Origin of the sequence: Amycolatopsis thermoflava N1165 (genome assembly GCF_000473265.1) — a bacterium.
Taxonomy (GTDB): domain Bacteria; phylum Actinomycetota; class Actinomycetes; order Mycobacteriales; family Pseudonocardiaceae; genus Amycolatopsis_E; species Amycolatopsis_E thermoflava.
In genome coordinates, this window is the sequence record NZ_KI421511.1 from 2,701,061 (window position 1) to 2,727,760 (window position 26,700).

The window sequence follows — 26,700 nt, forward strand, 5'->3', positions numbered from 1 at the left end:
GAGGTCGCGGTGGCGACCATCAGCGATGTGGCGCGGCGCGCCGGGGTGTCCACGGCCACCGTGTCGCGGGCGCTGAACGGCGTGTCCACAGTGGATCCGGCGCTGGTCGCCAGGGTGCGCGCGGCGGCGGAAGAGCTGGGCTACCAGCCGAACGGGCTCGCGCGGAACCTGCGCAGGCAGGAGACCGCGGTGCTCGCGCTGATCATCTCCGATGTGGAGAACCCGTTCTTCACCGCGATCGCCCGCGGCGTCGAGGACGTGGCGCAGACGGCCGGTTACTCCGTGGTGCTGTGCAATTCAGACGAGAGCGCCGAGAAGGAGCGCCGCTACATCGACGTGGCGCTGCAGGAGCGGGTGGCCGGGGTGGTGATCTCGCCGACCGACGAGTGGGCCGGGGTCGAGATGCTGCTGCGGCGCGGGACCCCGGTCGTCGCGGTGGACCGGCCGCTGCGCGCGGGCACCGGTGATCAGGTGCTGGTCGACAGCCGGGCCGCGGCCAGGGCGGCGGCCGAGCATCTGCTGGCGGCCGGTTACCAGCGGGTCGGGTGTGTGACCGGGCCGGCGGGGGTGCGCACGGCCGACGACCGGCTGGCGGGGTACCGGGACGCGCTCGGGCGGCGGAAGCGGCGCGAGCGGCGGGCCGAGTACCGGGCGTCCGGCGGCGAGGCGGCGACGCGTGCGCTGCTGGCCGAGGCGGAGCCGCCGGACGCGCTGCTGGTGGCCAACAGCGCGATGGCGATCGGCGTGCTGGAGGCGCTGCGGGCGGCCGGCCTGAGGCTGGGGCGGGACGTCGGGGTGGTGGCCTTCGACGACGTCCCCTGGGCGACGCTCATCGACCCGCCGCTGACGGTCGTGGCCCAGCCGGCGTACGAAATCGGAGCGGAAGCGGCGCGGCTGCTGCTGGCCCGGATAGCCGATGGCTCGTTGCCCCCGACCGCGACGACGCTGGAGGCGCAGCTCATCGAGCGGGGCAGCAGCCACCGCGCCTGAACGGGGGTTCGTTTCCGGCGATCCGGGGCCGTCCCGCCGCCGGGGCGACGGGACGGCGCGCGAAACGGTCAGGAACCGTTGTTCAGCTCGGCGTACGTGGCCGCCGCGTTGTCCTTCGTCACCAGCTTCGTCGGCAGCGTCTGCGTCTTCGGCACCTGGCGGCAGTCCACCAGGATGCTCTTCGCCGCGGCGATCGCCTCCTGCCCGCCCGTCGGGTAGATGAACGTCGCCGACAGGCGGCCCGCCTCGACCGCCTTCAGCCCGCCCGACTCGATCGGCAGCCCGTCGATCCCGGTGATCGGCAGGTCGGGCCGCCCGGCGTTCGCGGCGGCGATGCGGGCGCCCTCGCCCATCGGGTCGTTGTGCGAGTAGATCGCCTGGATGTCCGGGTTCGCCTTGAGGATCGCGTCGGCCTGCTGCTGGCCCTTGTCCCGCAGCCAGTCGCCGTCCTGCGCGGCCACGATCTCGATCTTCGAACCCTGGATGCCCTGCATGAAGCCGTCGTGCCGTTCCCGCGCCGGGGTCGACCCGGCCAGCCCGCGCAACTCGCCGATCTTCCCGCCGTCCGGCAGCAACGTCGTCTTGAAGTACTCGCCGGCCTGCCGCCCGATGTCGACGTTGTCCGCGCCGATGAACGACGTGTAGGCGTCGCCGTCGACCTTGCGGTCCAGCACCAGCACCGGGATCCCCTTGTCGTAGGCGCGTTTCACCGGCGCGGTCAGCGGCGTGGCCTCGTTGGGGCTGATGATGAGCAGGTCGACCTGCTGGGTGATGAAGTTGTCGACCTGCTCGACCTGCTTCGAGTTGTCCTGTGCGGCGTCGGCGAAGTTGACGGTGAACTGCGGCACCGACGCGGCCGCGGCGCGGATGTCGTCGTCCATCCGCTGCCGGTACGGCTCGGCGACGTTGGCCTGGCTCATCCCGATCGTGTACTGCCCGTCGGCGCCGCACCGCTCCGGCACGCCCTGCGCGCCGCCGCCGCTGCCCGAGTTCTCGTTCGTGGTGCCGCAGGCCGCGAGCAGCAGGCACGCGCCCACCGCCGCCAGGCCACGGGACTTCCTCATGGTCCTTATCCCCTCTCGTCAGGAAACCGATGCCGGGCGCAGCCGCTGCAACCCCGCGGCGAGCACGATGACCAGGCCGATCACGAGCAGCTGGACGTTGGAGTCCACGTTGTTCAGGCCCAGGATGTTGCGCAGCACGCCGACCAGCAGCGCGCCGGCCACCGTGCCGACGACCGAGCCGCGCCCGCCCATCAGGCTGGTGCCGCCGATGACCACGGCGGCGATCGCGTCCAGCTCGTACATCGCGCCGTCGTTGGGCCCGCCGAAGTTGAGCTGCCCGGCGTGCACGATCCCGGCCAGCGCCGCGAGCAGCCCGCACAGGCCGAACACGATGATCTTCACCCGCTTGACCGGCACGCCGGACAGGCGCGCGGCCTTTTCGTTGCCGCCGATGGCGTAGATGTGCCGGGAGAACGCGCTGACCCGCAGCAGCACCACCGCCAGGGCGGCGACCACCAGGAAGATCAGCGCGGGGATCGGCACCAGCCCGTTGAAGGTGCGCTCCCCCAGCAGTGAAAACGTCTCGGGCGCCTGCCCCGGCCCCTCGCCGTAGGTGATCGACACGCCCTGCCCGCCGGACCAGATCCGCGCCAGCCCGCGCGCGATCTGCATGCCGGCCAGGGTCACGATGAACGCCTGGATGCCGAACGACGTGATCGCGAACCCCTGCAACAGCCCGAACCCGAGCCCGATCGCGAGCACCAGCGCCACCGCGGGCACCAGCCCGAGGTCGTTCTCGGTGAGCAGGACCGCCACACCCACGCTGGCCAGGCCGAGCACCGACCCGACGGACAGGTCGATGCCGCCGATGAGGATCACCAGCGTCATCCCGACGGCGAGGATCCCGATCTCCGACATCGAGCGCACGACGTTGAACAGGTTGCCCGAGTCCAGGAACACGAGCTCGCCGTTCTTGCTCGGCGAGTACACCACCGCGGCGATGAACACCAGCACCAGGCCGAACAGGCTCTGGAACCGGAACAACGTCGCCAGCAGTCCGCCGCCGGGGCGGGCGAGGTCGGGCAGCGCGGCCACCTTGGTCATGACGTCCCTTCCGCCACCAGGTCCTCGACGGCCCCCTCGCCCATCGAGAACGCCAGCAGCTCCGCTTCGGTGGTGCTCGCCGTGTCCAGTTCCCGCACGCTGCGGCCGTCCCGCAGCACGACCACGCGGTGGCACACGCCGATCAGCTCGGCCGGCTCCGACGACGCGAGCAGGACCCCCACGCCCCTGCTCGCCGCCTCGCCGAGGAGCCGGTAGATCTCGGCCTTCGCGCCGACGTCCACCCCGCGGGTCGGCTCGTCCAGCAACAGCAGCGCCGGTTCGGTGAGCAGGCCGCGGCCCAGCACGACCTTCTGCTGGTTGCCGCCGGACAGCGAGCCGGCCGGATCCCGCAGCGACGCGAGCTTCACGCCGAGGCGGTCGACCATCTCCTGCGCCGCGCCGCGTTCCCGCCGCCGCGGCACCACCCCGGCCCGGGCGATGCGGTCCACTATGGACAGCACCGTGTTGGCGAGCACGGAGTGCTCCAGCGCCAGGCCCGCGACGCGCCGGTCCTCGGGCACGAACGCGATGCCCAGCCGCAGCGCGCCGCGGGGGCCGCGCGGACGGATCTCCTCGCCGCGCAGCAGGATCCGCCCGGACCAGCGTCCCCCGACGCCGTAGATCGTCTCCAGCAGCTCCGTGCGGCCGGCGCCGAGGAGCCCGGCGACGCCGACGATCTCACCGCGCCCGACCCGCAGGCTGATGCCGGCCGGATCACGACGGCCAGGGCGCCGCGACTGCACGACCAGGTCCTCGACGCGCAGCAGCTCCTCCCCCGCGCCCGCGCCGTCGCCGGTGCGGAACATCGACTCGACCGGCCTGCCGACCATCGCCTCGGACGCCTGCTGCGCGGTCATCGCCCGCGCGTCGAACTCCGCCACCACCTCGCCGTTGCGCAGCACGGTCGCCCGGTCCGCCACGCGGCCGATCTCGTCCATGCGGTGCGAGATGTAGACGACGCCGGCGCCGGCGCGGCGCAGTTCGGCGATCACGGCGAACAGCCGGTCGATCTCCGGCGCGGACAGCGCGGAGGTCGGCTCGTCCATCACGATGATCCGGGCGTCCAGCGACAGCGCCTTCGCGATGGTGACCAGCTGCTGCTCGCCGGTGCGCAGCTCCTCCACCGGACGGCGCGGGTCGAGCGCGATGCCGATCCGGTCCAGCAGGCGCGCGGTCTCGCGCACCATCCTGCGGCGGTCGATGGTGCCGAAGCGGGTGCGTGGTTCGCGGCCGAGGAACACGTTCTCGGCGATCGGCAGCGCCGGGACGAGGTCGAGTTCCTGGTGGATCATGGCGACCCCGGCGCGCTGCGCGTCGGCGGGCCGGGCGAACCGGACGGGCGAGCCGTCGATGCGAATTTCCCCGCGGTGGCCGCCGACCTCACCGGAGAGGATCTTCATCAAAGTGGACTTGCCCGCGCCATTTTCACCGAGCAGCGCGTGCACTTCTCCGGCACGAACAGTGAAATCGACGTCACGCACCGCATGAACGCCGCCGTAGGACTTGCTCACCCCGGCCAGTTCGACCAGGGACGACCGTGCCTCCGCGTCCATGCCGGCCCCCTCGCCACGCTGCGAGAAATCGATTACTCGGCCGAACCTAGAGTGACCCGACCCACATGTCAAGAGTGGACAAGGTCGTGTCCTCTGCGGACAGTTTCCCCCAGGGCGCACGAACCCGCACGCCGAGCGCTATGCTGGGGCCCATGACGGTCGCGCTGGAGAACGTCCTCGCCAAGGCAGGCCTCCGGATCGACGCCGCGGACTTCCTCTCGCTGGTCGAGGATGCCGCGCGCCGCCTCGCCCCGCCGAACCCGGACCCGGTGTCCTTCTTCTCCGAGGGGCAGCGGGCCGCGCTCGCCGAGACCGGGCTCGATCTGTCGCCCCGGCGTGACGACGAGCCGGACAGCCGCGCGCCGTCGGTCGCGGCGCACGCGGTGCTCGCCGAGTCCGCCCTCACGGTCGCCGAGGCCGCGCGACGGCTGGGCGTGGACCCGAGCCGGATCCGGCACAAGCTGGCCGACCGGCGCCTGACCGGCTGGAAGGACCAGGGCGGCTGGCGGCTGCCGTCGTGGCAGTTCGGCGAGCGGGGCGCGCTGCCCGGGCTGGAAGCCGTGCTGGCCGCGGTGCCGGACGACCAGCCCGCGCTGGTCGTGGCCGCGTTCATGAACACCGAGCAGGCCGACCTGCAGATCGGCGGGCGGCCCGCCACCCCGCGGCAGTGGCTGCTGGCCGGGGGCGACCCCGGACCGGTCGCCGCGCTCGCCGCCACGCTCGGCACCCCGTTCTGAGGCCGCGCCGCATCCCATGGCCCGCTTGCCACTCCCGCCGTCGCGGGCGGAGCTCGTCGCTGCCCTGCGCGCCGACGTCGACATCGTGACCGTGCCGCCGACGCGGCGGCTGGTCCGGATCTTCACCGCGGGCGGCAACCACCCGCAGCAGTGGAACACGTTCCGCTACACCGGTCCGCTGCCGCACGGTCGCTTCGACCCGCAGCCGCCCAGCCGGGACGGCCGCGCCACCGCCGACCCCGGCCACGGGGTGCTGTACTTCGGGCTGACCGTGCGGACGAGCGTGGCCGAGGTGTTCCAGACGACGTCGCTGGTCGACCGCAGGACGCGGCTCCCGCGGCTGGTCGTGGTGCGCCCCTCGCGGCCGCTGAGGCTGCTCGACCTGACCGGCCTGTGGCCGACGCGGGTCGGGGCGTCGCAGGAGATTTCGAGCGGGCCGAAGAAGATCACGCAGGCGTGGGCGCGGGCGATCCGCGCGGCCTTCCCGGAGCTGGACGGGCTGTGGTACCGCTCGTCGATGGACGGCGGGCACCCCGCGCTGTGCCTGTGGGACCCGCCGGCGGGCGAGGCGCTGCCGCTGGCGCCGGACGTGCTGCTGCCGCTCGACCACCCCGGCCTGGACGTGCCGCTGGGCCGGGTGTGCGAGGAACTGAACTACGTGCTGCTCAACTGAAGCGTCCCCGCCCGGCGGCCGGTGCGGGCCCGCCCGGGTGAGCGGGCCCGCACCGGCGCGTCACGCCAGGTGGCGCGACCACCAGTCCAGGATCGCGTCGAAGCGCTGCACCCGGTGGCGCGGTTTGCCGGACCGGCTCAGTTCGTGGCCCTCGCCGGGGAAGAGCAGCATCTCGACCTCCGTGCCGTTGCGCTTGAGCTCCACGAACAGCCGCTGGGCCTGCTCCACCGGGCACCGCCAGTCGTGCTCGGAGTGGACCACCGCGAACGGGATGCGGATCTGCGCGGCGTAGGTCAGCGGGCTGCGCTCGCGCTGCACCACCGGGTCCGCGCCGACGTAGGCCTCGGTGAAGAACCAGCCGATGTCGGAGCTGCCGGTGAACGAGTCCCACGCGTTGACGGCCCGCTCGCTCCACGCGGCGCGGAACCGGGAGCCGTGGTGGGCCGCCAGCCACGTGGTCATGAAACCGCCGTACGAACCGCCCATCACGCCGACCCGCGAGGAGTCCAGGTCGTCGCGCTCCAGTGCCGCGTCCAGCAGCGCCAGCACGTCGTCGACGTCGACCGTGCCCAGGCCGTGCACGATCGCCTGCCCGTGGCTCTCGCCGTAGCCGGCCGAACCGCGCGGGTTGCCCATCACCACGGCGTATCCGGCCGACGCGTACACCTGCGCCTCGTCGAACAGGCCCCAGTCGTAGGCCGCGAACGGACCGCCGTGCACCACGAGCAGCACCGGGTGCGGCCCGTCGCCCTCGGGCAGCACCAGCCAGCCGTGCACCGGGTACCCGTCCGGCGCCGTGGCGGTCAGCTCCTCGACCGGGTGGATCCCCTTCTCCCGCACCGGCTTGGCGAAGTCGGTGAGCACCAGCTGGTCCGGGCCGTCGAGCAGCACCACGTCACCCGAGCTGTCCGGCCGCGCCACGACCGCGGCGATCCGCTCACCGTGCACCGTGAACGACCGCACCGCGCCGCGGTCACCGAGCAGCCTGCCCAGGCCGTCCAGCGGCGCCCGGTCGGCGTCCCGCGGCACGGCCCGCAGCTCGATCGCGCCGCGGTTGAGCACGGTCACCAGGACCTCGTCGCGGAACTGCGCGGGCGGCACGTCGGCCATGCAGTACACGGACTCCGGGTCGGTCAGGCGGCGCGGCTTCGCCGGCTCGCCGTCGGCGGGCAGCTCGGCCGACCACAGTCCCGGGTTGCGGGCCACGACGTGCGGCCACGTGTACTCCTGGCCGTAGAAGAAGATCGTCCCGTCCGCGGTCACCGACGGTTTGGCCGCGCTGCCCGCGCTCCGCACCGCGAGCACCGGCTCACCGCCCTCGGCCGGCACCAGGTAGAGGTCGCTCTCCTCGGTGTCGGTGGCGCCCCACTCGCGGGGCGCGACGACGAGCACGGCCGAGCCGTCCGGCAGCCACGCCGGGTCGGAGACGTCGGCCTGGTCGTCGGTCAGCGGCTCCGGCTCACCCGGGTCGGTGACGTCGAGGACGAACAGCCGACGGGGGCGGTCCCGCAGGAAGCCGACGTTGTCGAGCCGGTAGTCGTAGCGGGTGATCCGGCGGGGCGCCTCCGCACCCGGTTCGAGGACTTCGCCGTCCTCGTCCGGCGCGCCGTAACGGCCGGCTTCGGGCACCCGCGCGGTGAACGCGACGCGGCGCGAGTCCGGCGCCCACACCGGGGCGCCGGCGCCGAGCGGCAGTTCGGTGAGGCGCCGGGCGTCGCCGCCGTCGGCGGGCATCACGTGCAGCTGCGGCTTGTCGCCGTCCGCGCGGAGGAAGGCCACCCAGCGGCCGTCCGGGGAGATCGCGGGATCGGTGTCCCGCTCGCCGTGGGTCCACTGCCGGGCCGCCCCGCCGTCGGGGGCGGCCCGCCACAGCGAACTGCGATAGGTGTTGCCGCCGAGGTCGGGGGTGGTGACCGCGGTCAGCAGCAGGGTGCCGTGCAGCGCCGGAGTGCCGGGCACGGCGAGGAGTTCGAGATCCGAGGGACGCATGCCCCCGAACCTACCGGATTTCGTTAGCCTCGCTAAGAGCCTCTGACTCCGACTTCTTCTCGTCCCGCTTGGCCTTGGCCAGGCTGAGGACGGTGGTGGCGGTCAGGACGACCACGATCACGCCCAGCGACACCCAGTTGTTGATGTCCAGCCAGTCCGGTACCGCGTGGTACTCGTGCAGCGCGTGCAGGATCAGCTTCGCGCCGATGAAGGCCAGGATGACCGCCAGGCCGTAGGACAGGTAGACCAGCTTGTTCACCAGGCCGCCGAGCAGGAAGTACAGCTGCCGCAGCCCCATCAGCGCGAACGCGTTGGCGGTGAACACCAGGAAGGCTTCCTGCGTGATGCCGAAGATCGCCGGGATCGAGTCGACCGCGAAGAGCAGGTCGGCGCTGCCGATGGCCACGATCACCACGAACATCGGGGTCAGCCAGCGCTTGCCGTCCCGCTTGATCGTCATCTTGTGACCGTGGAAGTCGTCGGTGACCGGGTAGACCTTGCGGATCCACCGCACGACCGCGTTCTCGTGGTACTCGTCCTCGTGGTCGTTGCCGCGCAGCATGCTGATGGCCGTCCACACGAGGACCGCGCCGAACAGGAAGAACACCCACACGAACTGGGCGATCAGGGCCGCGCCCACCGCGATGAACACGCTGCGCATGGCCAGCGCGAGCAGGATGCCGATCAGCAGCACGCGGTGCTGGTGGATCGCGGGCACCCGGAACGAGGCCATGATGATCATGAAGATGAACAGGTTGTCCACCGAGAGCGAGTACTCGGTGATGTACCCGGTGAAGAACTGGACGCCGTAGTCGTGCCCGGCGAGGACCCACACGCCGATGCCGAACAGCACCGCGCAGGTGACGTAGAAGACGACCCACTTGGCCGCTTCCTTGGTGGTGACTTCATGCGGCTTCCGGTCGACGATCACGAGATCGATCGCGATCAGCACGAGCAGGCCTGCAACAGTGGCAGCCCACAGCCACACGGGGACATTCATCTACGCAATACCTCCGGTTAGCGCGCAGCAGCAGCTAGCCGGAGGTCTCTTCCGCCGGTGGAACCGGCCGACGGTGCCGGGTGCCCCGAAGGACCGCCGTGCTGACGACACCGCCGCGAAGGAATACTCCCCTCCACGTCGTATCCATCTTTCCTGATCAACCGGACGAACACCACCTTAGGTAACCCTCATCACCCGGATTCCAAGATCAGGACCCGCGCTGACGCGTTCTCAGGAAAGCTCCCATACGGTTTCGGTGTGCCCCGAATCCCGCTCCCGCACACGCGCCGTTCCCGGATGGTGGCCCTCGGGGTCGTCGTCCTGCTGGTGGCGGCCGCCGTGCTCGTCTGGACGCGCTCGTCGAGCGAGCCCGCCGCGGTGCCGACGCAGGACGCCTTCCTCGACGTGCCCGCCGCGCCCGGCTCCGCCGCGAAGGTCACGCTGGACACCACGCTCTACCTGCCGGAGCGCACGCCCGCCCCGGCGGTGCTGCTGCCGCACGGGTTCGGCGGGGACAAGAACAGCGTCGCGGGCGACGCGCAGGAGCTGGCCCGGCGCGGGTTCGTGGTGCTCACCTACTCGGCGCGCGGCTTCGGCCGCAGCACGGGTGAGATCGGGCTGAACGACCCGGACTTCGAGGTCGCGGACGCCGCCCGGCTGCTCGACTGGCTCGCCACCCGCCCGGAAGTCCGGCTGGACGGTCCCGGCGATCCGCGGGTCGGCGTGCTGGGCGCCTCCTACGGCGGCGCGCTGGCGCTGCAGCTGGCCGGACGCGACAAGCGGGTCGACGCGATCACGCCGGTGATCACCTACAACGACCTGGCCCAGGGGCTCACGCCGAACGCGGCCGCGGCGACGGCGCCGGCGGCAGGCACCCCGGCGGCGGGCGCGTTCTCCCCGGACGGGGTGTTCAAGAAGTCGTGGGCAGGCTTGCTCTTCTCCGCCGGGACCTCGCCCTCGGGCGCGGGCGGGCTGGGCGCGGAGGCGCCCGAGCCGGGCCAGGAGACCGACGACGACACCCAGAGCGCCGGCACCACGGGCGGTGGCGGCTCGGCCGCCGCCGCGCCGCTCCCCCAGCAGCCGCCGCAGCAGCTCGGCGGGACGACGTGCGGCCGCTTCACCGCCGAGATCTGCCGGGCCTACGCCGACCTGGCCACCACCGGCGAGGTGAGCCCGCAGGTCGCGGCCCTGCTGCAGCGCCTGTCCCCCGCCGCGGTCACCGGGCACATCACCGCGCCGACCCTGCTGGTGCAGGGCGAGGCCGACACGCTGTTCGGGCTCGACCAGTCCGACGCCACCGCGCGGCAGATCACCGCGGCGGGCGGGACGGTGCAGCAGGTCTGGTTCACCGGCGGGCACGACGGCGGACGGCCGGGCCCGCAGCTGCGCGCGAAGCTCGGCGACTGGTTGTGGTTCCAGCTCACCGGCGAGGGCGGCAACCCGTTCAGCGGGTTCTCCTACGACGTGCAGGGCTCGCTGCGCGCGTCGGGTTCGCCCTCGGTGCGCACCGTCGACGCGGGCGAGTACCCGGCGCAGGCGCAGCGGCGGACGCTGCGGCTCACCGGCGACGAGCAGACGATCGTCAACCCGCCCGGCGGCACGCCCGCCGCGGTCAGCGGGATCCCCGGCCTGAACGCGCTGGTCAGCGGATCGTCGCGGCTGTCGGGGCTGTTCAGCGTCGACCCGCCCGGCCAGTCCGCGCGGTTCACCACCGCGCCCGTCGACTCGCAGCTGCTGATCACCGGCTCGTCGACCGTCCGGCTGCGCGTGTCCGGCACCGGCGAGGCGGTGCTGTTCGTCAAGCTCTACGACCTCAACCCGGACGGCACCCGCACGTTGCCGGCGAACCAGATCGCCCCGGTGCGGGTCGCGATCCCGGCGTCCGGCACCGCCGAGGTGACCGTGACGCTGCCCGGGGTGGTGCGGCCGGTCGAGGCCGGGCACGCCCTGCAGCTCGTGGTCACGACCACCGACCAGGCGTACGCCACCCCGGTGACCCCGGCCGCCTACCGCGTCTCGCTCGCCGACCCGGCCATCGCGGTGCCGGTCGTGCCGGGCAACGCCGTCGGTGGCGGGTGGCCGGTCGGCACGCTCGTCGGAATCGCCGTCACGCTCGCGCTCGCCGCGGCGGTCGCCGCGCTGGCCGCGGTGCGCAGGCGGCGGTCGCACCAGGCCGATCCGGACCTTGCCGGGGTGCCGCTGGTGATCGACGGGCTGACCAAGGCCTACCCGGGCGGGCTCACCGCGGTGAAGGACCTGTCCTTCCGCGTCGAACCGGGCCAGGTGCTCGGCCTGCTCGGGCCGAACGGCGCCGGCAAGACCACGACGCTGCGCATGCTGATGGGCCTGATCACCCCGACCGCCGGGGAGATCAGGGTGTTCGGCCACCGGATCACGCCGGGCGCGCCGGTGCTGTCGCGGATCGGCTCGTTCGTCGAGGGCTCCGGGTTCCTGCCGCATCTGTCCGGCACCGCGAACCTGCGCCTGTACTGGGACGCGACCGGCCGCCCGATCGAGCAGGCGCACCTGGAGCAGGCGCTGGAGATCGCGGGGCTGGGCAACGCCGTGCACCGCAAGGTCCGCACCTACAGCCAGGGCATGCGGCAGCGGCTGGCGATCGCGCAGGCCATGCTCGGGCTGCCGGAGCTGCTCGTGCTCGACGAACCGACCAACGGGCTCGACCCCGCCGCAGATCCACCAGATGCGCGAGGTTCTGCAGCGGTACGCCGCGACCGGCCGGACCGTGGTGGTATCCAGCCACCTGCTGGCCGAGGTCGAGCAGACCTGCACGCACGTCGTGGTGATGCACCGCGGCCGGCTGGTGGCCGCGGGCGAGGTCGGCGACATCGTGGCCGCCGGCGGCGAGGCCACCTTCCGGGTGGACCGGCCCGAGGCGGCGGCCGACGCCCTGCGCGGGGTGCCCGGCGTGTCCGGTGTGGACGTCGAAGGGACCCTCGTGCACGCCGACCTGGACGGCATGCCGCGCGCCGAGGCGGTCGCGGCGCTGGTCCGGGCCGGGGTCGCGGTCGAGCAGGCCGGGCCGCGGCGGCGGCTGGAGGACGCGTTCCTCCAGCTCGTGGGAGAGGAAACGTCATGAGCGAGAACGGGGTCCACACCGATCCCGCGGCACTGGACGAGCTGACCGACGCCGCCGCGCACACCCACTCCGGGGTGGGCGCGGACGGCGCGGTCGAGGGCTACCGGGCGCGGCGGACGCTGCGGCTGGGCGTCGAACTGCGGCGTCAGCTGCGGCGCCGGCGCACCCAGCTGGTGCTCGGGTTCGTCGTGCTGCTGCCGTTCATCCTGGTGGTGGCGTTCGAGATCGGCGAGTCCAGCCCGAACCGGCGCTCCGGCGGGTTCGTCGACCTGGCGACGGCGAGCGCGCCGAACTTCGTCGTGCTGGCGCTGTTCGTGTCCGGGACGTTCCTGCTGCCCACGATCGTCGCGTTGTTCTTCGGGGACACGATCGCGAGCGAGGCGTCCTGGTCGAGCCTGAAGTACCTGCTGGCGATGCCGGTGCCGCGGCACCGGCTGCTGCGGCAGAAGGCGATCGCGTCCGGCTTGCTGTCGGTGGTGGCGCTCGTGCTGCTGCCGCTGGTGGCCCTGGTGGCGGGACTGATCTTCTACGGCGCAGGGGACGCGGTCAGCCCCACCGGCGACGCGATCCCGTTCGGGCAGAGCCTGATCGCGATCGGGCTGTCCACGGTGTACGTGGTGATCCAGCTGGCGTGGGTGGCCGGGCTGGCGCTGTTGCTGTCGGTGCTCACCGACGCGCCGCTGGGGGCGGTCGGCGGGGCGGTGCTGGCGGCGATCCTGTCGCAGATCCTCGACCAGATCACCGCGCTGGGCACGCTGCGCAACTACCTGCCGACGCACTACTCGTACGGCTGGATGGACCTGATCGCCACCGACATCGACTGGACGAACATGGCCGCCGGGACGCTGTCCGCGGTGATCTACGCGACCGTGTTCACGTTGCTGGCCGCGCGGCGCTTCGCGACCAAGGACATCACCAGCTGACGTGCCCTACGGTGGGGCCATGACGACGATCGAGGTGGACAAGGCCGGCGACGTCGCCGTGCTGAAACTGGCCCACGGCAAGGCGAACGCGATGGACACCGAGCTGTGCCGGGAGCTGGTGGCACGGCTGGAGGAGGCCGAGCTCGGCGGCGCGAAGGGCGTGGTGCTGACCGGGCGGGACGGGATGTTCTCCGCCGGCGTCGACCTCAAGCGGGTCGCCGCGGGCCGGGCCGGTTACCTCCGGGAGTTCCTGCCCGCGCTGTCGGACGCGTTCCTGGCCGTGTTCGGGTTCCCCGGCCCGGTCGTCGCGGCGGTCACCGGGCACGCGATCGCCGGCGGGGCGGTGCTGGCGGCGGCGTGCGACCGGCGGATCCTGAACGAGCGGCAGGGCCGGTTCGGGGTCACCGAACTGCTCGTCGGGGTGCCGTTCCCGTTGGTGGCGCTGGAGATCCTGCGCTGCGCGTACGGGACGGAGCGGCTGCCCGGGCTGACGTTCCTCGGCGAGACCTACGCCGGCCGCGAAGCGCTTTCCCGCGGTCTGGTGGACGAGCTGGCCGCGCCGGCGGAGGTGCTGCCGAGGGCGATCGAGACGGCGACGAGGCTGGCTTCGGTGCCGTCGGACGCGTTCCGGCACACGAAGGCGCAGATCCACCGGCCGTTCGACGAGCGGATCGGCGAGCAGCGCGCAGGGGACGACGCGCACGTCGAGCGGGTGTGGTCGGCGCCGTCCTCGCTGGCGGCGATCGAGGAGTACGTGCGGACCACGCTCGGCGGGTAGCATTCTCGGTTCCCCGCCCACCGCCTCCCGGAGGCCGCCATGCCGCGTCCGGTGCACTTCGAGATCCACGCGAGCGACCCGGAACGAGCCGTCACCTTCTACGCGACGGTCTTCGGGTGGACGTTCGAGCGGTGGGGCAGCAACCCGTACTGGCTGATCAGCACCGGCGACGGCCCGGGCATCGACGGTGGGCTGGTGCCGCGGCAGGGCCCCGCGCCCACCGAGGACGCGCCGGTGAACGCCTTCCCGCTGACCGTCGAGGTGGACGACCTCGACGCGGCCGTGCGGCGGGTCGAACAGGCGGGCGGTCAGGTCGCGGTGCCGCGGAGCCCGATCCCGGGGATCGGGTGGCTCGCGTACTGCGTGGACACCGAGGGAAACATCTTCGGGATGCTGGAGCCGGCCCCGGAAGCCGAGTGATGGTGGGGCGGGGCTGTAGGCCGGATGGAGCCGGTACAGGCTGCTGGAGGTAGAGGTCGAGGGGCGCCGCTGCGGCGGCGGGGTTGCGTGATGCCGCTGCGGCGACGGGGGTCGAGTGATGCCGCTGCCGCAGCGGGGGTCGGATGATGCCGCTGCGGCGGCGAGGGTCGAGTCATGCCGCTGCCCCGGCAGGGGTCGAGTCATGCCGCTGCCCCGGCAGGGGTCGAGTCATGCCGCTGCCCCGGCAGGGGTCGAGTGATGCCGCTGCCGCAGCGGAGGTCGAGTGATGCCGCTGCCGCGGCAGGGCTCGGGCGATGCCGCTGCCGCGCCGGGGATGGTGATGCCGGTGCGGCGGCAGGGGTCGAGTGATGCCGCTGCGGCGGCGGGGATCGTGATGCCGGTGCGGCGGCAGGGGTCGAGTGATGCCGCTGCGGCGGCGGGGTTGGGTGATGCCGCTGCGAAGCGGGTCGGTTCGGTGCTGGGGCGGGTGGATGCGAAGCGCCGCGGGTGGTGAGCCTGGCCTGAGGCTCACACCGCTGGGGCGGGTGGCGCCTGCCCGCGAGCGGCGAACCGCGGTGCCGTGCCCAAGGTGGCGCGGCAAGTTCGAGCGCAGGAAGCTTGGTTCGGCGGGCGGGCTCCGATGGAGTCACCGCGAGGGTGCTGCCGGGTCAGGAGCGGGCGTGGTCGTAGGACGCGGCCAGCAGTTCGTGCAGTTCGGCGTCAGGGATGGCGCTGTCCAAGGTGATCGTGTTCCAGCCGTGGCGGGACTGGTAGCCCATGGGCCGCACGGCGTCCGGGTGGCGGGCCCGCACGGTGGCGGCCTCCTCGGCGTTGACGCCGCACCGGAGGGCGATCGAGTTCTCCTCGAAGCCGATGTAGGCGAACGCCTTGCCCGTGACCTTCACGACGAGCACGTGCTCACCGAACGGATAGGTCTCCACGGCGCCCGGCTGCGCCAGGCACCAGGCGATCACCTCGTCGCGGGTCAACGGCCGCTCCTTCCATCCGGGTCGCTGAGCTCCGGCATCCCGGCGCCCAGTCACTCCCCGCAGCCAGGCCGGTGACCGGCCACCGGCACTCCGGCGCCCGCTGCCCGCGCCCTCCGCCCGGGCAGGGCACCGGGCATCGGCACCCCGGCGCCCAGCCACTCGCGCCCCCATCCCGGGGTGAGTCGCCGACCACCGGCACCCCCGGTGCCGAGCACCGCGGAGGGTGACCAGCCACCGGCACTCCGGTACCCGACCACCCACGCCCCCATCCCGGCGTGAATCGCCGACCACCGGCACCCCGGTACCGAGCACCGCAGATGGTGACCAGCCACCAGCACTCCGGTACCCGACCACCCACGCCCCCATCCCGGGGTGAATCGCCGACCACCGGCACCCCCGGTGCCGAGCACCGCGGAGGGTGACCAGCCACCGGCACCCCGGTACCCGACCACCCACGCCCCCATCCCGGCGTGAATCGCCGACCACCGGCACCCCCGGTGCCGAGCACCGCGGAGGGTGACCAGCCACCGGCACCCCGGTACCCGACCACCCACGCCCCCATCCCGGCGTGAATCGCCGACCACCGCCACCCCGGTGCCGAGCACCGCGGAGGGTGACCAGCCACCGGCAATCCGGTGCCCGACCCTCCACGCCCCCATCCCGGGGTGAATCGCCGGCCACCGGCACCCCGGTGCCGAGCACCGCGGAGGGTCACTTCACGCCGGCGGCGTCCATGCCCCGCAGCTCCTTCTTCAGCTCGGCGATCTCGTCGCGGAGGCGGGCCGCCAGCTCGAACTGCAGGTCGCGCGCCGCCTGCATCATCTGGTCCGTCATCTGCTGGATCAGGTCGGCCAGCTCGGCACGCGGCATACCGGCCACGTCGCGGTCCACCAGCACCCCGGAGCTGCGGCCGCCCTGCTCGGGCTTCTTGCCGCGCGAGGCGTTGCGGCCGGAACCGCCGACCTGCACCGCCTGCTCCGAGTCCTCCGCCTCGCTGTAGACGCGGTCCAGGATGTCCGCGATCTTCTTGCGCAGCGGCTGCGGGTCGATGCCCCGCTCCTTGTTGTACGCCATCTGCTTCTCGCGGCGGCGGTTGGTCTCGTCGATCGCGTACCGCATCGAGTCGGTGATCTTGTCCGCGTACATGTGGACCTCGCCGGAGACGTTGCGCGCCGCGCGGCCGATCGTCTGGATCAGCGACGTGCCGCTGCGCAGGAAGCCCTCCTTGTCCGCGTCCAGGATCGCCACCAGCGACACCTCGGGCAGGTCGAGGCCCTCACGCAGCAGGTTGATGCCGACCAGCACGTCGAAATCGCCCGACCGCAGCTGCCGCAGCAGCTCCACCCGCCGCAGCGTGTCCACCTCGGAGTGCAGGTACCGCACCCGGATGCCCAGCTCCAGCAGGTAGTCGGTGAGGTCCTCGGCCATCTTCTTGGTCAGCGTGGTCACCAGGACCCGCTCGTCCCGCTCGGCGCGCAACCGGATCTCGTGCACCAGGTCGTCGATCTGGCCCTCGGTGGGCTTGACCACGACCTCCGGGTCGATCAGGCCGGTCGGGCGGATGACCTGCTCGACGAACTCGCCGCCGGTCTGGCCCAGCTCGTACGGCCCCGGCGTCGCCGACAGGTACACCGTCTGGCCGATCCGGTCGGTGAACTCCTCCCACGTCAGCGGCCGGTTGTCCAGCGCGCTGGGCAGCCGGAACCCGTGCTCGACCAGGGTCCGCTTGCGCGACGCGTCACCCTCGTACATGCCGCCGATCTGCGGCACCGTCACGTGCGACTCGTCGATGACCAGGAGGAAGTCCTCCGGGAAGTAGTCGATCAGGGTGGCAGGCGCCGACCCGGCCGGGCGGTCGTCGATGTGCCGCGAGTAGTTCTCGATGCCCGAGCAGAACCCGACCTGCCGCATCATCTCGATGTCGTAGCTGGTGCGCATGCGCAGCCGCTGCGCCTCCAGCAGCTTGCCCTGCTTCTCCAGGCGCTCCAGCTGCTCGGCCAGCTCCGCCTCGATGCCGCGGATCGCCTTCTCCATGCGCTCCGGCCCGGCCACGTAGTGGGTGGCCGGGAAGATCCGCACCTCGTCGACCTCGCGCACGATCTCGCCGGTGAGCGGGTGCAGGTAGTACAGCTTGTCGACCTCGTCGCCGAAGAACTCGACCCGCACGGCCAGCTCCTCGTACGCCGGGATGATCTCCACCGTGTCGCCGCGCACCCGGAACGTGCCGCGCGAGAACGCCAGGTCGTTGCGGGTGTACTGGACGTCGACCAGCGCGCGCAGGAACGTGTCGCGCTCGACCTCCATGCCGACCTCCAGCTTGGAGGACCGGTCGAGGTAGGACTGTGGCGTGCCCAGGCCGTAGATGCAGGACACCGAGGCGACCACGATGACGTCCCGCCGGGACAGCAGGTTCATCGTCGCCGAGTGGCGGAGCCGCTCGACGTCGTCGTTGATCGACGAGTCCTTCTCGATGTAGGTGTCGGTCTGCGGGACGTAGGCTTCCGGCTGGTAATAATCGTAGTAGCTGACGAAGTACTCGACCGCGTTGTGCGGGAACAGTTCGCGCAGCTCGTTGGCCAGCTGCGCGGCCAGGGTCTTGTTGGGCGCCATGACCAGCGTGGGCCGCTGCACCCGCTCGATCAGCCAGGCCGTGGTCGCCGACTTGCCGGTGCCGGTGGCGCCCAGCAGCACGACGTCCTTCTCGCCCCGCTCGAGCCGCTTGGCGAGCTCGTCGATGGCCGCCGGCTGGTCACCGGCGGGCTGGTACTCGCTGACGACCTCGAACCGGCCGCCCGCGCGCGGGATCTCGGAGACGGGCCGGAACTCGGACTGGGCGAGCACGGGGTGTTCGGTTGCGAAAGCCACGGGAACCAGGGTAGGCCGACCCACCGACAGTTTTCAGCGAGGCGGCGTTCTAGCAGGCCAGACGGCGGTCGCGGGCGGCGCGGGCCAGGCACGACTCGCACGGCATGCCGCAGATCCGCTCCAGCAGCTCGGCGCTCCCGCAGGCGATCGGCGCGCCGCAGCGCGCGATCAGGACCTCCGGGATGGGGCCGGTCTCGGGGATCGGGACGAGGTGGCAGACCCGGTCGCGCTCACCCGCGGCGCCCCGGCGCAGGCGCACGAGGGCCATCACTCCGGTCGGCTCGGCGTGGACGACGTTCCCCATGGGCGAAGCGTAAACCGGAATAATCGTGGAATCTTCGTGCCGTCGGCCCAATCCTGGGGGCCAGGACTGGTCCTGAAGGACGAAAGCGCTGGACCGCGGCGTGCCGCGGGGGTCGATGAAACACCCGAAAGTGACAAACCAGGCGTGCCGCTCGGTGTGTCGTCCCGTGCGGTTGGTTCCGCGGCCGGATGGGCGTGGCCGCGCTCGGCCAGACGGGGAAGCCAGGCGGGGAAGGCTTGTCGGCGGCGGGTTTCCGAGGTGCGGGGCGAGACAGCAGAGTTACTGCGTCGTCAGCACGGCGCCGCCGAGCCGGTGGCACAGCCGCAGCGCGAGCTCGACGTCCAGGCGGTTCTCCGACACCGGGCGGCCCAGCATCTCCTCCGCCTTGCGCACCCGGTACTGCACCGAGTTCTTGTGCATCGTCAGCTGGGTGGCCGCCGCGGTGTAGCTGCCGCCCGCGGCGAGGAACACCCGCAGCGTCTCGCGCAGCCGGGCGTGCTGCTCGTCGTCGGTGGCGAGGTCTCGCAGCGTGTCCGCGACCCAGCCGCGCGCGGCCGCCATGTCGCCCGCCATCAGGGCCATCGCCCCGACCTCGCGGAACGTCAGGACCCGGTCGCAGTGCTCGCCCGCGGCGAAGGCCAGGTTGTGCACCCGCTGCGCCTGCCGGTGGCTGCGCCGGAACCCGTCCAGCCCATCCCCCGGGTCCCCGAGCGCGAGCCGGATGCCCGGATCGGCCTTCTCCAGCACCTTCCGGACGCGCTCCTCGTCCGGCATCGCGGGCCGCTCCAGCGGGAACCACACCCACGCGCAGACCTCGTCGTTCGGCACGAACAGCGGCGCGCCCGTGCTGGGCAGGCCGGCGGCGAGCTCGGCGGCGACCGCTTCCAGCCCGCCGAGCACGTGCCCGGCACCCGGGACCGGGGCCTGCCACACGATCATCGCCAGGTGCGTGCCGCGCAGCCGGTAGCCGAGGCTGGTCTCGCTGGTGTCGGTGGCCCCGCCCTCCAGCAGGGTGCGCACCCTGGCGGCCCGGACCGCGCTGCGGTTGACCAGCCAGCGGTCGCGTTCCTCCTGGTAGGCGGACACCACCTGCTGTGTCACGCGGTCGATGAAGGCGAACGCGCCGGTCAGCGCGTGCCCCATCATGCCGCCCAGCAGCTCCGGGTCGGACTCGAGCTTGACCGCCTCGCGAAGGGAATAATCGAGGAGCGCGGTCTGGCCGAGGTAGTAGGCGCGGATCAGGTCGACCACCGGGGTGCCGCGCTGGGCGAGGCGGCGCGCGTACTCCATCGCGGCGGCGGGCGCCTCCACCCGGCGTGGGTCGATGCCGTGCTGGAAGATGCGCAGCGCGGTGTCCACGTTCTGGTAGACGCTCGCCGAGAGCAGGCTGACGACGCTTTCGTCGTCGTTGACCAGGTTCGGCAGCTCGCGCGCGTACAACTGCACCAGCTCGCCGGTGAGCTCGGTGGCCCGCTCCGCGAGCACGGCGGCCACCCGCGCCACTCCTTCGACCGCGTCTGCCTCGTCCGCCACGTGATCACCCTACCGTCGTGACAGTTCCCAAACTTATGTAAACCAGCAGAATGGGAGGTATGACCGCGCACGCCGGGACGATCCACCCCCCGAAGATCGAGACCTTCGACGTCGCGAACCGGACCAACACCGACCCCAAGGGCATCGCCCGCGCCGTCGAGGAGTACCGGGTCGAGCCGTTCGGGCTCTACCTCGCCCGGCCCACCCCCGGCCGCGCCCAGTTCCACTACCTCGAATCCTGGCTGCTGCCCGGGCTCGGCCTGCGGCTGACCGACTTCTGGTTCCGGCCCGGCCACGAACGCGACCAGGACTTCTACCTCGACGTCGTTTCGGTCGAGCGCGACGGCGCCACCTGGCGCACCACCGACTGGTACCTGGACCTCGTGGTGCGCGAGGGCGCGCGGGTCGACGTGGTCGACATCGACGAGCTGCTCGCCGCGGCCGGCGCCGGGCTGCTCACCGCGGGCGAGGCGCGGCGCGCGCTGGAGATCGCCTACCACGCGGTGGACGGCCTGGCCGCGCACGGCTACCGCGTGGACCGCTGGCTGGCCACCCACGACATCGAGCTGACCTGGCGCCGCCGCTGAGCATCCACCGATCGGTGGATGCCCGGTCACCGGGCGGCTGACCGAAGTCCCGCCGCGGAGTCGATCCGGCGCCCGCCCCTTCCCCCGCATGCTGGTCCGGCGGAGGAAAGGGGGCGGCACGATGCCGGTCATCGAGGTGCGGAACCTCAGGAAGCACTACGGCGGGAAACCCGCCGTGGAGGACGTGTCCTTCACGGTCGAACGCGGCGAGATCTTCGGGATCCTCGGGCCAAACGGCGCGGGCAAGACCACGACCGTCGAGTGCCTGGAGGGACTGCGGCGCCCGGACGGCGGCGCCGCGACGGTGCTCGGGCTGGACCCGTGGCGCGACACCGCGGAACTGCGCCAGCGGCTGGGCGTGCAGCTGCAGGAGAGCAGGCTGCCCGACAAGCTCCGGGTCGGCGAGGCGCTGGAGTTGTACGCGTCGTTCTACCGGAACCCGGCCGATCCGGACGTGCTGCTCGAGCAGCTGGGGTTGTCCGGGCGGCGCGGCACGGCCTACCGGAAGCTGTCCGGCGGCCAGCAGCAGCGTGTGTCGATCGCGCTGGCGCTGATCGGCAACCCGGAGGTCGCGGTGCTCGACGAGCTCACCACCGGGCTGGACCCGCAGGCCCGCCGGGACACCTGGGAGGTCATCGAGGGCATCCGCGACCGCGGGGTGACCATCCTGCTGGTCACCCACTTCATGGCGGAGGCCGAACGGCTCTGCGACCGGATCGCGGTGATCGACGCCGGGCGCGTCGTCGCCGTCGACACGCCGGCCGGGCTCGTCGCGCGCGTCGCCGACGAGCAGGTGATCCGGTTCCGCCCGTCGGAGCCGGTGCCGGACGAGCTGTTCACCGGCCTGCGCGAGGTGCGGACCGTGACGCGGCGCGGCGAGCAGGTCGAGGTCAGCGGCGTGGGCAACGTGCTGCACGCCGTCACGTCCGTCCTCGCGCGGCGCGGGATCGTCGCCGGCGAGCTGCGGGTGGAACAGGCCGGGTTGGACGACGCGTTCGTCGCGCTCACCGGCCGCCGGATCGGACAGGGGGACCACTGATGCTCACCAGGCTCACCGCCGTCGAGGCGAAACTGTTCCTGCGCGACCCCGGAGCGCCGATCACGGTGCTCGGCGTCCCGATCGCGCTGCTGCTGGTGTTCGGGCTGCTGCCGGACGCGAACCAGCCGAGCGAGGAGTTCGGCGGCCGGCCGCCGCTGTCCGGGTTCATCGCGCCGCTCGCGGTGGCGATCCTCATCGGGATGCTGGCGCTGACGCTGTTCCCCGGCGCGATGGCGACGCACCGGGAACGCGGCGTGCTGCGGCGGCTCGCCGCGAGCCCGGTGCCGCCGTCCCGCCTGCTCACCGCGCAACTGCTGGTCAACCTGGCCGCCGCGCTCGTGGTCGTGCTGCTGATCGTCGTCGGCGGGCACGTCGTGCTCGGCCTGGCAGTGCCCGCCAACCCGGGCGGCTTCCTCCTCACGCTCGTCCTGGGCACCACGGCGCTGTTCGCCGCGGGGCTGCTGGTCGCCGCGCTCGCGCCGACCGGCCGGACCGCGGGCGGGGTCGGGACCGCACTGTTCTTCCCGATGCTCGCGCTCGGCGGGGTGTGGGTGCCGAAGGAGAACCTGCCGGGGGTGCTGCGGGAGCTGGCCGACGTGCTGCCGCTGGGCGCGATGCTGAACGCGCTGCGCGCGTGCTGGACCGGCGGCTCGCCGGAGCCGCTGCAGCTGGCGACGATGATCGTGTTCGCACTGGTCTGCGGTGGTCTGGCGGTCCGCTTCTTCCGGTGGAAGTGAAGAAGTTGACTTTCGTGGGCAACCGAACGGCCCCGGGCGGCGTCAGAGTTGCGAAGCTCGCTCGCGTTCCCGTGCTCGCCATGGCGGGGGCCGTCGGGCTGCTGTTGCTCGTCACGAGCGGCCGCTACGGCTGGTTCGGCGACGAGCTGTATTTCCTGGCGGCTGGTCGGCATCTGGCTTGGGGGTATGCCGACCAGCCGCCGGCACTCCCCCAGCTGGCGCACCTGATGGACGCGCTGGCGCCCGGGTCGCTGGTGGTGTTCCGGTTGCCGGCGACGCTGGCGACCGCCGCCGGGGTGGTCGTCGCCGCGCTGATCGCCAGGGAGCTCGGCGGCGGTCGGCGCGCGCAGGTGCTCACCGCCGGGGCGTTCGCGATCAGCGGGCAGCTCCTCGGCACCGGCCACTACCTGGCGACCTCCACGTTCGACCCGCTGCTGTGGACGGTGCTGTGCTGGCTGCTCGTCCGCTGGGTGCGCACCCGCGCCGACGGGCTGCTGGTGTGGGCCGGGGTGGTGACCGCGGTGGCGGTCAACGTGAAGTTCCTGGTCCTGGCGTTCTGGCTGGTGGCGGGGATCGGCGTGCTGGTGTTCGGGCCGCGGGGGCTGCTGCGGCGGCCGCTGTTGTGGGCAGGCGCGCTGATCGCCGCGGCCGGCGCGGCGCCGACGGTGGTCTGGCAGGCCGCGCACGGCTGGCCGCAGCTGGAGATGAACGCCGCCATCGCCGCGGAGGTCGAGCACGTCTACGGCGGGCGCCTGATGTTCCTGCCCGGGATGCTGGCCGGCGCCGGGATCGTGGTGGGCGCGGTCCTGCTGGTGCACGGGGTGTGGCGGCTGCTGCGGGCGCCGGAGCTGCGCGCGTACCGGTTCCTCGGGGCGGCCACGGCCGGGCTCACCGCGGTGTTCCTCGTGACGGGCGGGCGGTCCTACTACGTGGCCGGCATGTTCGCGGTGTGCTGGGCGGCCGCCGCCGTGAGCCTGGAGGCCGGGGCGGCGGCGCGGTGGTGGCGCTGGGTCGCGACCTGGCCCGTGTACGCGGTCAGCGCGCTGATCGCGGTGCCGCTCGCGCTGCCCGTGGTGCCGGTGTCCTGGCTGGGCAGGGCGCCCGCGCCGGGGTTCGCCACCGCGGAGATCGGCTGGCCCGAGGTCGCGGCGTCGGTGGCGCGCGCCTACCGGCAGGTGCCCGACCCCGCCCGCACGGCGATCGTGACCGGTTTCTACTGGCACGCGGCCGCGCTGGACCGCTTCGGCCGTCCGCTCGGGCTGCCCGGGCCTTTCAGCGGCAGCCGCGGTTACTGGGACCTGGGCACACCGCCGGAAAGCGCGCGGGACGTGCTGTTCGTCGGCGACGACCCGGCGGTGCTGGCCGGGCACTTCGCCGCGATCACCCCGGCCGGGCGGATCGACGACGGCCCGGGCTTCGGCCAGGGCACCGCGCTGTGGCTGGCCACCGGCCGAGCCGAACCGTGGTCCGCGGTGTGGCCGCGGATGCGGGATCTGGACGTGGGGACCGGATAATGCCCGGTGTGAACCGCCGCTCCTGGATGCAGCCCCTCGACTTCGCCGAGGGCTCCGGCGGACCGCTGGCGCGGACGTGGAGTCGGCTGGTCGACCACTACCTGCCGTACCTGCTGCTGGGACTGGCGACCCTGCTCGTCCACCGCGCCGACACCCTGCCGCTGGCCGGGGCGGCGCTGGCGTGGTTGCTGCTGACCGGTCCCGCGGTGCCGCGGCGGTGGCGGTCGCACGGGATCACGCTGGCGGTGTCCTTCGCCGGGACGCTGACGCTGGCGTCCCTGCTGATGTTCCAGGACGTGCTGTTCCTGGTGTTCATGCTCACCTGCTTCTTCGGCGCGCTGCGGCTCAAGCCCGCGCCGCTGGGCGTGCTGGCGCTGGCCACGACCTCCCTGCTGATCAACACGATCGGCGCGGGCGGGCCGGGCGAGGCGCTGAGCACCGAGCCGCTGCTGTGGGTGACCATCGTGGCCGTGCAGACCGGGGCGATCGGCTTCGGCACCATCGTTTCGCGCAAGGTCAGCGAGCAGAACGAGGCACGGCGCGCGGCGCTGGAACAGCTGGAGGCGGCGCAGGCGGAGAACGCGGGCCTGCACCGGCAGCTGCTCACCCAGGCCCGCGAGGCCGGCGTGATGGAGGAGCGGCAGCGGCTCAGCCTGGAGATCCACGACACCCTCGCGCAGGGCTTCACCGGGATCATCACCCAGCTCGAGGCCGCCGAACAGGACCCCGGCGAGTGGCGGCGGCGGGTGGCCACGGCCACCGCGCTGGCGCGGGAGAACCTCGCCGAGGCGCGGCGGTCGGTGCGCGCGCTGCGGCCGGGCCCGCTCGACGAGGCCCGGCTGCCGGACGCGCTGAAGGCGGTGGCGGAGCGGTGGGCGCAGCGGTCGGAGGTGGCGATCGAGTTCACCGCGACCGGCACCGCCCGCCCGATGCACCCGGAGATCGAGGCGACGCTGCTGCGCGTCGCGCAGGAGGCACTGTCCAATGTGGCCAAGCACGCCGGCGCGCGGCGCGTCGGCCTCACGTTGTCCTACATGGAGGATCAGGTGACGCTCGACGTGCGGGACGACGGGTCCGGGTTCGACCCGGCGCGGCGGGGCGACGGGTTCGGGCTGCCCGGGATGCTGCAGCGGGTGCAGCGGCTCGCCGGGACGCTCGCGGTGGAGTCGGAACCCGGCGCCGGGACGGCCATCTCGGCCAGCCTGCATGCGATCGGAGCCGCATGATCACGCTGGTGCTCGCCGACGACCACCCGGTGGTGCGGGACGGGCTGCGCGGGATCTTCACCGCCGAGCACGGGTTCGAGGTGCTCGGCGAGGCCGCGGACGGCGCGGAGGCGGTGGCGCTCGCCGAACGCGTGCGGCCCGACGTCGTGCTGATGGACCTGCGGATGCCGGGCACCGACGGGGTGCACGCGATCGCCGAGCTGGCGCGCCGCGGCAACCCGGCGCGGGTGCTCGTGCTGACCACCTACGACACCGACTCGGACGTGCTGCCCGCGATCGAGGCCGGCGCGACCGGCTATCTGCTCAAAGACGCGCCGCGGGAGGAGCTGTTCCGGGCGGTGCGGGCGGCGGCGCGGGGCGAGGCGGTGCTCTCCCCCGCCGTGGCGACGCGGCTGATGGGGCAGGTGCGCGCGCCGGCCCGGGAGGAGCTGAGCCAGCGCGAGATCGAGGTGCTGACGCTCGTCGCGCGCGGCGGCACGAACAAGGACGCGGCCGCGAAGCTGTTCATCAGCGAGGCCACCGTGAAGACGCACCTGCTGCACGCCTACGCCAAGCTCGGCGTGAAGGACCGGGCCGCCGCGGTGGCGCTCGCGCTGCGCCGGGGGCTCATCGAGCTGGACTAGATCCGGGCGGCGCTGCTCGGTAGCGCGGGGCACAGCACTCCCGGTGCTCGGCCGGTCGCCGCGCCGTGTGCAGGAGGTGGGGCTCCGCCCCGCAACACCCGCCGCGGGTCGCCGCACAGGCAGCCACGCCTGTCGCGGCACTCGCCGCCCGTGCCCCGTGGCCGCGCGGCCCCCGCTCACGCGGCCACCCGGTGGATCACGATGTCGTCCAGCCGGGTGCGGGCGCGCACGCTGACCCGCTCGCCGGAACCCTCGGCGTCCTGCGCGGACAGCGAGCTGCGCACCGCCCCCTTCGTGCTCTTCGCGTCCACCGACACGGCGGCCCCCTCGCTGATGCCGACCTCGATGCCGCCCGAGGCGTTCGCCAGCTCGGCGCGTCCGCGGGTCATCCGGCCGATCCGGATGGGACAGTCGCCCGCGTTCGCGACGACCCCGGCGTCGGCGCGGTCGATGTCGAAGCCGCCCCGCGCGCTGCCGAGGTCCACGTCGGACCGGGCGTGGCCGATCCACACCTGCCCGGTCGAGCCCTGGTACCGGACGACGCCGTCGACCTCGCCGATCCGCAGCCCGGCCGCGCCACCGTCCACGTCGGCCGGCCCGGCGACGTGCGCGATCGCGACCGAGCCTGCCGCGAGGTTCCCGCGCAGCGCGGCGATGTGGTCGAGCTGGACGTGCCCGGAACCGAGGTTCAGCTCGCAGTCGCCGAACCGGCCCTCGGCCCGCACGTCCGTCCAGGTGCTGTGCAGCACGAGCCGGGATCCGGCGGGCAGCTCGATCGTGATCGCGACCGAACCCGTCCGGCCGCCCGGCTTCCGCGTCTTGACCGACAGCTCGCCACCGGCGAAGGCGACCTCGGTCCGTTCCGCCACCGTCACGTCCGAGGCGTTCGCGGCGTCGAGCGGCTCGACCCCGACCACCGTGTCCGGCCGCTCGCTCGCGGCGATGCGGACCCGGGCGCCCGCGGTGATCAGGGCGGCGGTGATGGGCGACGGCGTGGCGAAGGTGTTCATCGGGG

The 26,700-nt window shown here is 73.0% G+C and carries 23 protein-coding genes and 1 pseudogene; 14 read left to right on the forward strand and 10 right to left on the reverse strand.

The window, feature by feature from the left end:
* The first annotated feature begins 9 nt into the window (after nucleotides 1–9).
* Nucleotides 10–990, forward strand: a complete 981-nt coding sequence (locus AMYTH_RS0113580) for a LacI family DNA-binding transcriptional regulator (RefSeq protein WP_027930781.1) — start codon at nucleotides 10–12, stop codon at nucleotides 988–990.
* Nucleotides 991–1,058: 68 nt separating this feature from the next.
* Here the strand turns inward: AMYTH_RS0113580 and AMYTH_RS0113585 are convergent, their stop codons facing one another.
* Genes AMYTH_RS0113585 through AMYTH_RS0113595 form a run of 3 tightly spaced genes read right to left on the reverse strand, consistent with a single transcriptional unit; the run spans nucleotide 1,059 to nucleotide 4,651 of the window.
* Entirely contained in the window at nucleotides 1,059–2,054 is a 996-nt protein-coding gene (locus AMYTH_RS0113585) for a substrate-binding domain-containing protein (RefSeq protein WP_027930782.1), read from the reverse strand.
* Nucleotides 2,055–2,072: 18 nt separating this feature from the next.
* A complete protein-coding gene (locus tag AMYTH_RS0113590; protein WP_020420372.1) occupies nucleotides 2,073–3,098 on the reverse strand; it encodes an ABC transporter permease in 1,026 nt (341 codons plus the stop codon).
* Complete coding sequence (locus tag AMYTH_RS0113595; RefSeq protein WP_027930783.1) at nucleotides 3,095–4,651, reverse strand: sugar ABC transporter ATP-binding protein; 1,557 nt, start codon at nucleotides 4,649–4,651, stop codon at nucleotides 3,095–3,097. The genes AMYTH_RS0113590 and AMYTH_RS0113595 overlap by 4 nt, the downstream gene beginning before the upstream one ends.
* 152 nt (nucleotides 4,652–4,803) lie before the next feature.
* Here AMYTH_RS0113595 and AMYTH_RS0113600 point away from each other — a divergent pair, with 152 nt between their 5' ends.
* Nucleotides 4,804–5,388 (forward strand): MerR family transcriptional regulator, encoded by a 585-nt coding sequence (locus tag AMYTH_RS0113600; protein ID WP_027930784.1) that lies wholly within the window; start codon nucleotides 4,804–4,806, stop codon nucleotides 5,386–5,388.
* A 16-nt stretch (nucleotides 5,389–5,404) separates the two neighbouring features.
* Nucleotides 5,405–6,061 carry an RES family NAD+ phosphorylase gene (locus AMYTH_RS0113605; RefSeq protein WP_027930785.1) on the forward strand — a complete coding sequence of 219 codons (657 nt, stop codon included), beginning with the start codon at nucleotides 5,405–5,407 and terminating at the stop codon, nucleotides 6,059–6,061.
* Nucleotides 6,062–6,121: 60 nt separating this feature from the next.
* Here AMYTH_RS0113605 and AMYTH_RS0113610 read toward each other — a convergent pair whose 3' ends face one another.
* Together AMYTH_RS0113610 and AMYTH_RS0113615 are read right to left on the reverse strand one after the other, a co-directional pair.
* Nucleotides 6,122–8,050, reverse strand: a complete 1,929-nt coding sequence (locus AMYTH_RS0113610; protein ID WP_027930786.1) for a S9 family peptidase — start codon at nucleotides 8,048–8,050, stop codon at nucleotides 6,122–6,124.
* A 10-nt stretch (nucleotides 8,051–8,060) separates the two neighbouring features.
* A complete protein-coding gene (locus AMYTH_RS0113615) occupies nucleotides 8,061–9,050 on the reverse strand; it encodes a TerC family protein (protein ID WP_027930787.1) in 990 nt (329 codons plus the stop codon).
* 297 nt (nucleotides 9,051–9,347) lie between these two features.
* Between AMYTH_RS0113615 and AMYTH_RS44775 the strand changes: the two are divergent.
* The 5 genes and pseudogenes from AMYTH_RS44775 to AMYTH_RS0113640 all read left to right on the forward strand — a co-directional run bounded on the left by AMYTH_RS44775 (nucleotide 9,348) and on the right by AMYTH_RS0113640 (nucleotide 14,782).
* Nucleotides 9,348–12,147: pseudogene (locus AMYTH_RS44775) on the forward strand (alpha/beta fold hydrolase).
* Nucleotides 12,144–13,070: an ABC transporter permease gene (locus AMYTH_RS0113625; protein ID WP_020420365.1), complete on the forward strand. Its 927-nt coding sequence runs from the start codon at nucleotides 12,144–12,146 to the stop codon at nucleotides 13,068–13,070. The pseudogene AMYTH_RS44775 and the gene AMYTH_RS0113625 overlap by 4 nt, the downstream one beginning before the upstream one ends.
* Nucleotides 13,071–13,089: 19 nt before the next feature.
* The gene (locus tag AMYTH_RS0113630) at nucleotides 13,090–13,848 is read left to right on the forward strand and encodes an enoyl-CoA hydratase/isomerase family protein (protein WP_027930788.1); all 759 of its coding nucleotides are present in this window, start codon (nucleotides 13,090–13,092) and stop codon (nucleotides 13,846–13,848) included.
* 39 nt (nucleotides 13,849–13,887) lie between these two features.
* Nucleotides 13,888–14,268 carry a VOC family protein gene (locus tag AMYTH_RS0113635; protein WP_027930789.1) on the forward strand — a complete coding sequence of 127 codons (381 nt, stop codon included), beginning with the start codon at nucleotides 13,888–13,890 and terminating at the stop codon, nucleotides 14,266–14,268.
* A 286-nt stretch (nucleotides 14,269–14,554) separates the two neighbouring features.
* A complete protein-coding gene (locus AMYTH_RS0113640) occupies nucleotides 14,555–14,782 on the forward strand; it encodes a hypothetical protein (protein WP_157360604.1) in 228 nt (75 codons plus the stop codon).
* 154 nt (nucleotides 14,783–14,936) lie between these two features.
* On the opposite strand, the gene AMYTH_RS0113645 is transcribed toward AMYTH_RS0113640, so the two are convergent.
* The 4 genes from AMYTH_RS0113645 to AMYTH_RS0113660 all read right to left on the reverse strand — a co-directional run bounded on the left by AMYTH_RS0113645 (nucleotide 14,937) and on the right by AMYTH_RS0113660 (nucleotide 19,959).
* Entirely contained in the window at nucleotides 14,937–15,257 is a 321-nt protein-coding gene (locus AMYTH_RS0113645; RefSeq protein WP_027930791.1) for an MmcQ/YjbR family DNA-binding protein, read from the reverse strand.
* Between the two features lie 711 nt (nucleotides 15,258–15,968).
* A complete protein-coding gene (gene uvrB, locus AMYTH_RS0113650) occupies nucleotides 15,969–18,122 on the reverse strand; it encodes an excinuclease ABC subunit UvrB (RefSeq protein WP_027930792.1) in 2,154 nt (717 codons plus the stop codon).
* A 49-nt stretch (nucleotides 18,123–18,171) separates the two neighbouring features.
* Complete coding sequence (locus AMYTH_RS0113655; protein WP_020420360.1) at nucleotides 18,172–18,426, reverse strand: hypothetical protein; 255 nt, start codon at nucleotides 18,424–18,426, stop codon at nucleotides 18,172–18,174.
* Between the two features lie 279 nt (nucleotides 18,427–18,705).
* On the reverse strand, nucleotides 18,706–19,959 hold the full coding sequence (locus AMYTH_RS0113660; RefSeq protein WP_027930793.1) for a PucR family transcriptional regulator: 1,254 nt from the start codon (nucleotides 19,957–19,959) through the stop codon (nucleotides 18,706–18,708).
* A 59-nt stretch (nucleotides 19,960–20,018) separates the two neighbouring features.
* Here AMYTH_RS0113660 and AMYTH_RS0113665 point away from each other — a divergent pair, with 59 nt between their 5' ends.
* The 6 genes from AMYTH_RS0113665 to AMYTH_RS0113690 all read left to right on the forward strand — a co-directional run bounded on the left by AMYTH_RS0113665 (nucleotide 20,019) and on the right by AMYTH_RS0113690 (nucleotide 25,685).
* On the forward strand, nucleotides 20,019–20,546 hold the full coding sequence (locus tag AMYTH_RS0113665; RefSeq protein WP_027930794.1) for a DUF402 domain-containing protein: 528 nt from the start codon (nucleotides 20,019–20,021) through the stop codon (nucleotides 20,544–20,546).
* A 121-nt stretch (nucleotides 20,547–20,667) separates the two neighbouring features.
* Nucleotides 20,668–21,585 (forward strand): ABC transporter ATP-binding protein, encoded by a 918-nt coding sequence (locus AMYTH_RS0113670; RefSeq protein WP_027930795.1) that lies wholly within the window; start codon nucleotides 20,668–20,670, stop codon nucleotides 21,583–21,585.
* The gene (locus AMYTH_RS0113675) at nucleotides 21,585–22,322 is read left to right on the forward strand and encodes an ABC transporter permease (RefSeq protein ID WP_027930796.1); all 738 of its coding nucleotides are present in this window, start codon (nucleotides 21,585–21,587) and stop codon (nucleotides 22,320–22,322) included. Before AMYTH_RS0113670 ends, AMYTH_RS0113675 begins: the two co-directional genes overlap by 1 nt.
* Before the next feature lie 80 nt (nucleotides 22,323–22,402).
* The gene (locus AMYTH_RS0113680; protein ID WP_084022580.1) at nucleotides 22,403–23,836 is read left to right on the forward strand and encodes a glycosyltransferase family 39 protein; all 1,434 of its coding nucleotides are present in this window, start codon (nucleotides 22,403–22,405) and stop codon (nucleotides 23,834–23,836) included.
* Nucleotides 23,836–25,062, forward strand: coding sequence for a sensor histidine kinase (locus tag AMYTH_RS0113685; protein WP_027930798.1), 1,227 nt, complete (start codon nucleotides 23,836–23,838; stop codon nucleotides 25,060–25,062). The genes AMYTH_RS0113680 and AMYTH_RS0113685 overlap by 1 nt, the downstream gene beginning before the upstream one ends.
* Nucleotides 25,059–25,685: a response regulator gene (locus tag AMYTH_RS0113690; RefSeq protein ID WP_027930799.1), complete on the forward strand. Its 627-nt coding sequence runs from the start codon at nucleotides 25,059–25,061 to the stop codon at nucleotides 25,683–25,685. Before AMYTH_RS0113685 ends, AMYTH_RS0113690 begins: the two co-directional genes overlap by 4 nt.
* 176 nt (nucleotides 25,686–25,861) lie before the next feature.
* Here the strand turns inward: AMYTH_RS0113690 and AMYTH_RS0113695 are convergent, their stop codons facing one another.
* Complete coding sequence (locus AMYTH_RS0113695; RefSeq protein ID WP_027930800.1) at nucleotides 25,862–26,695, reverse strand: DUF4097 family beta strand repeat-containing protein; 834 nt, start codon at nucleotides 26,693–26,695, stop codon at nucleotides 25,862–25,864.
* Nucleotides 26,696–26,700 lie beyond the last annotated feature (5 nt).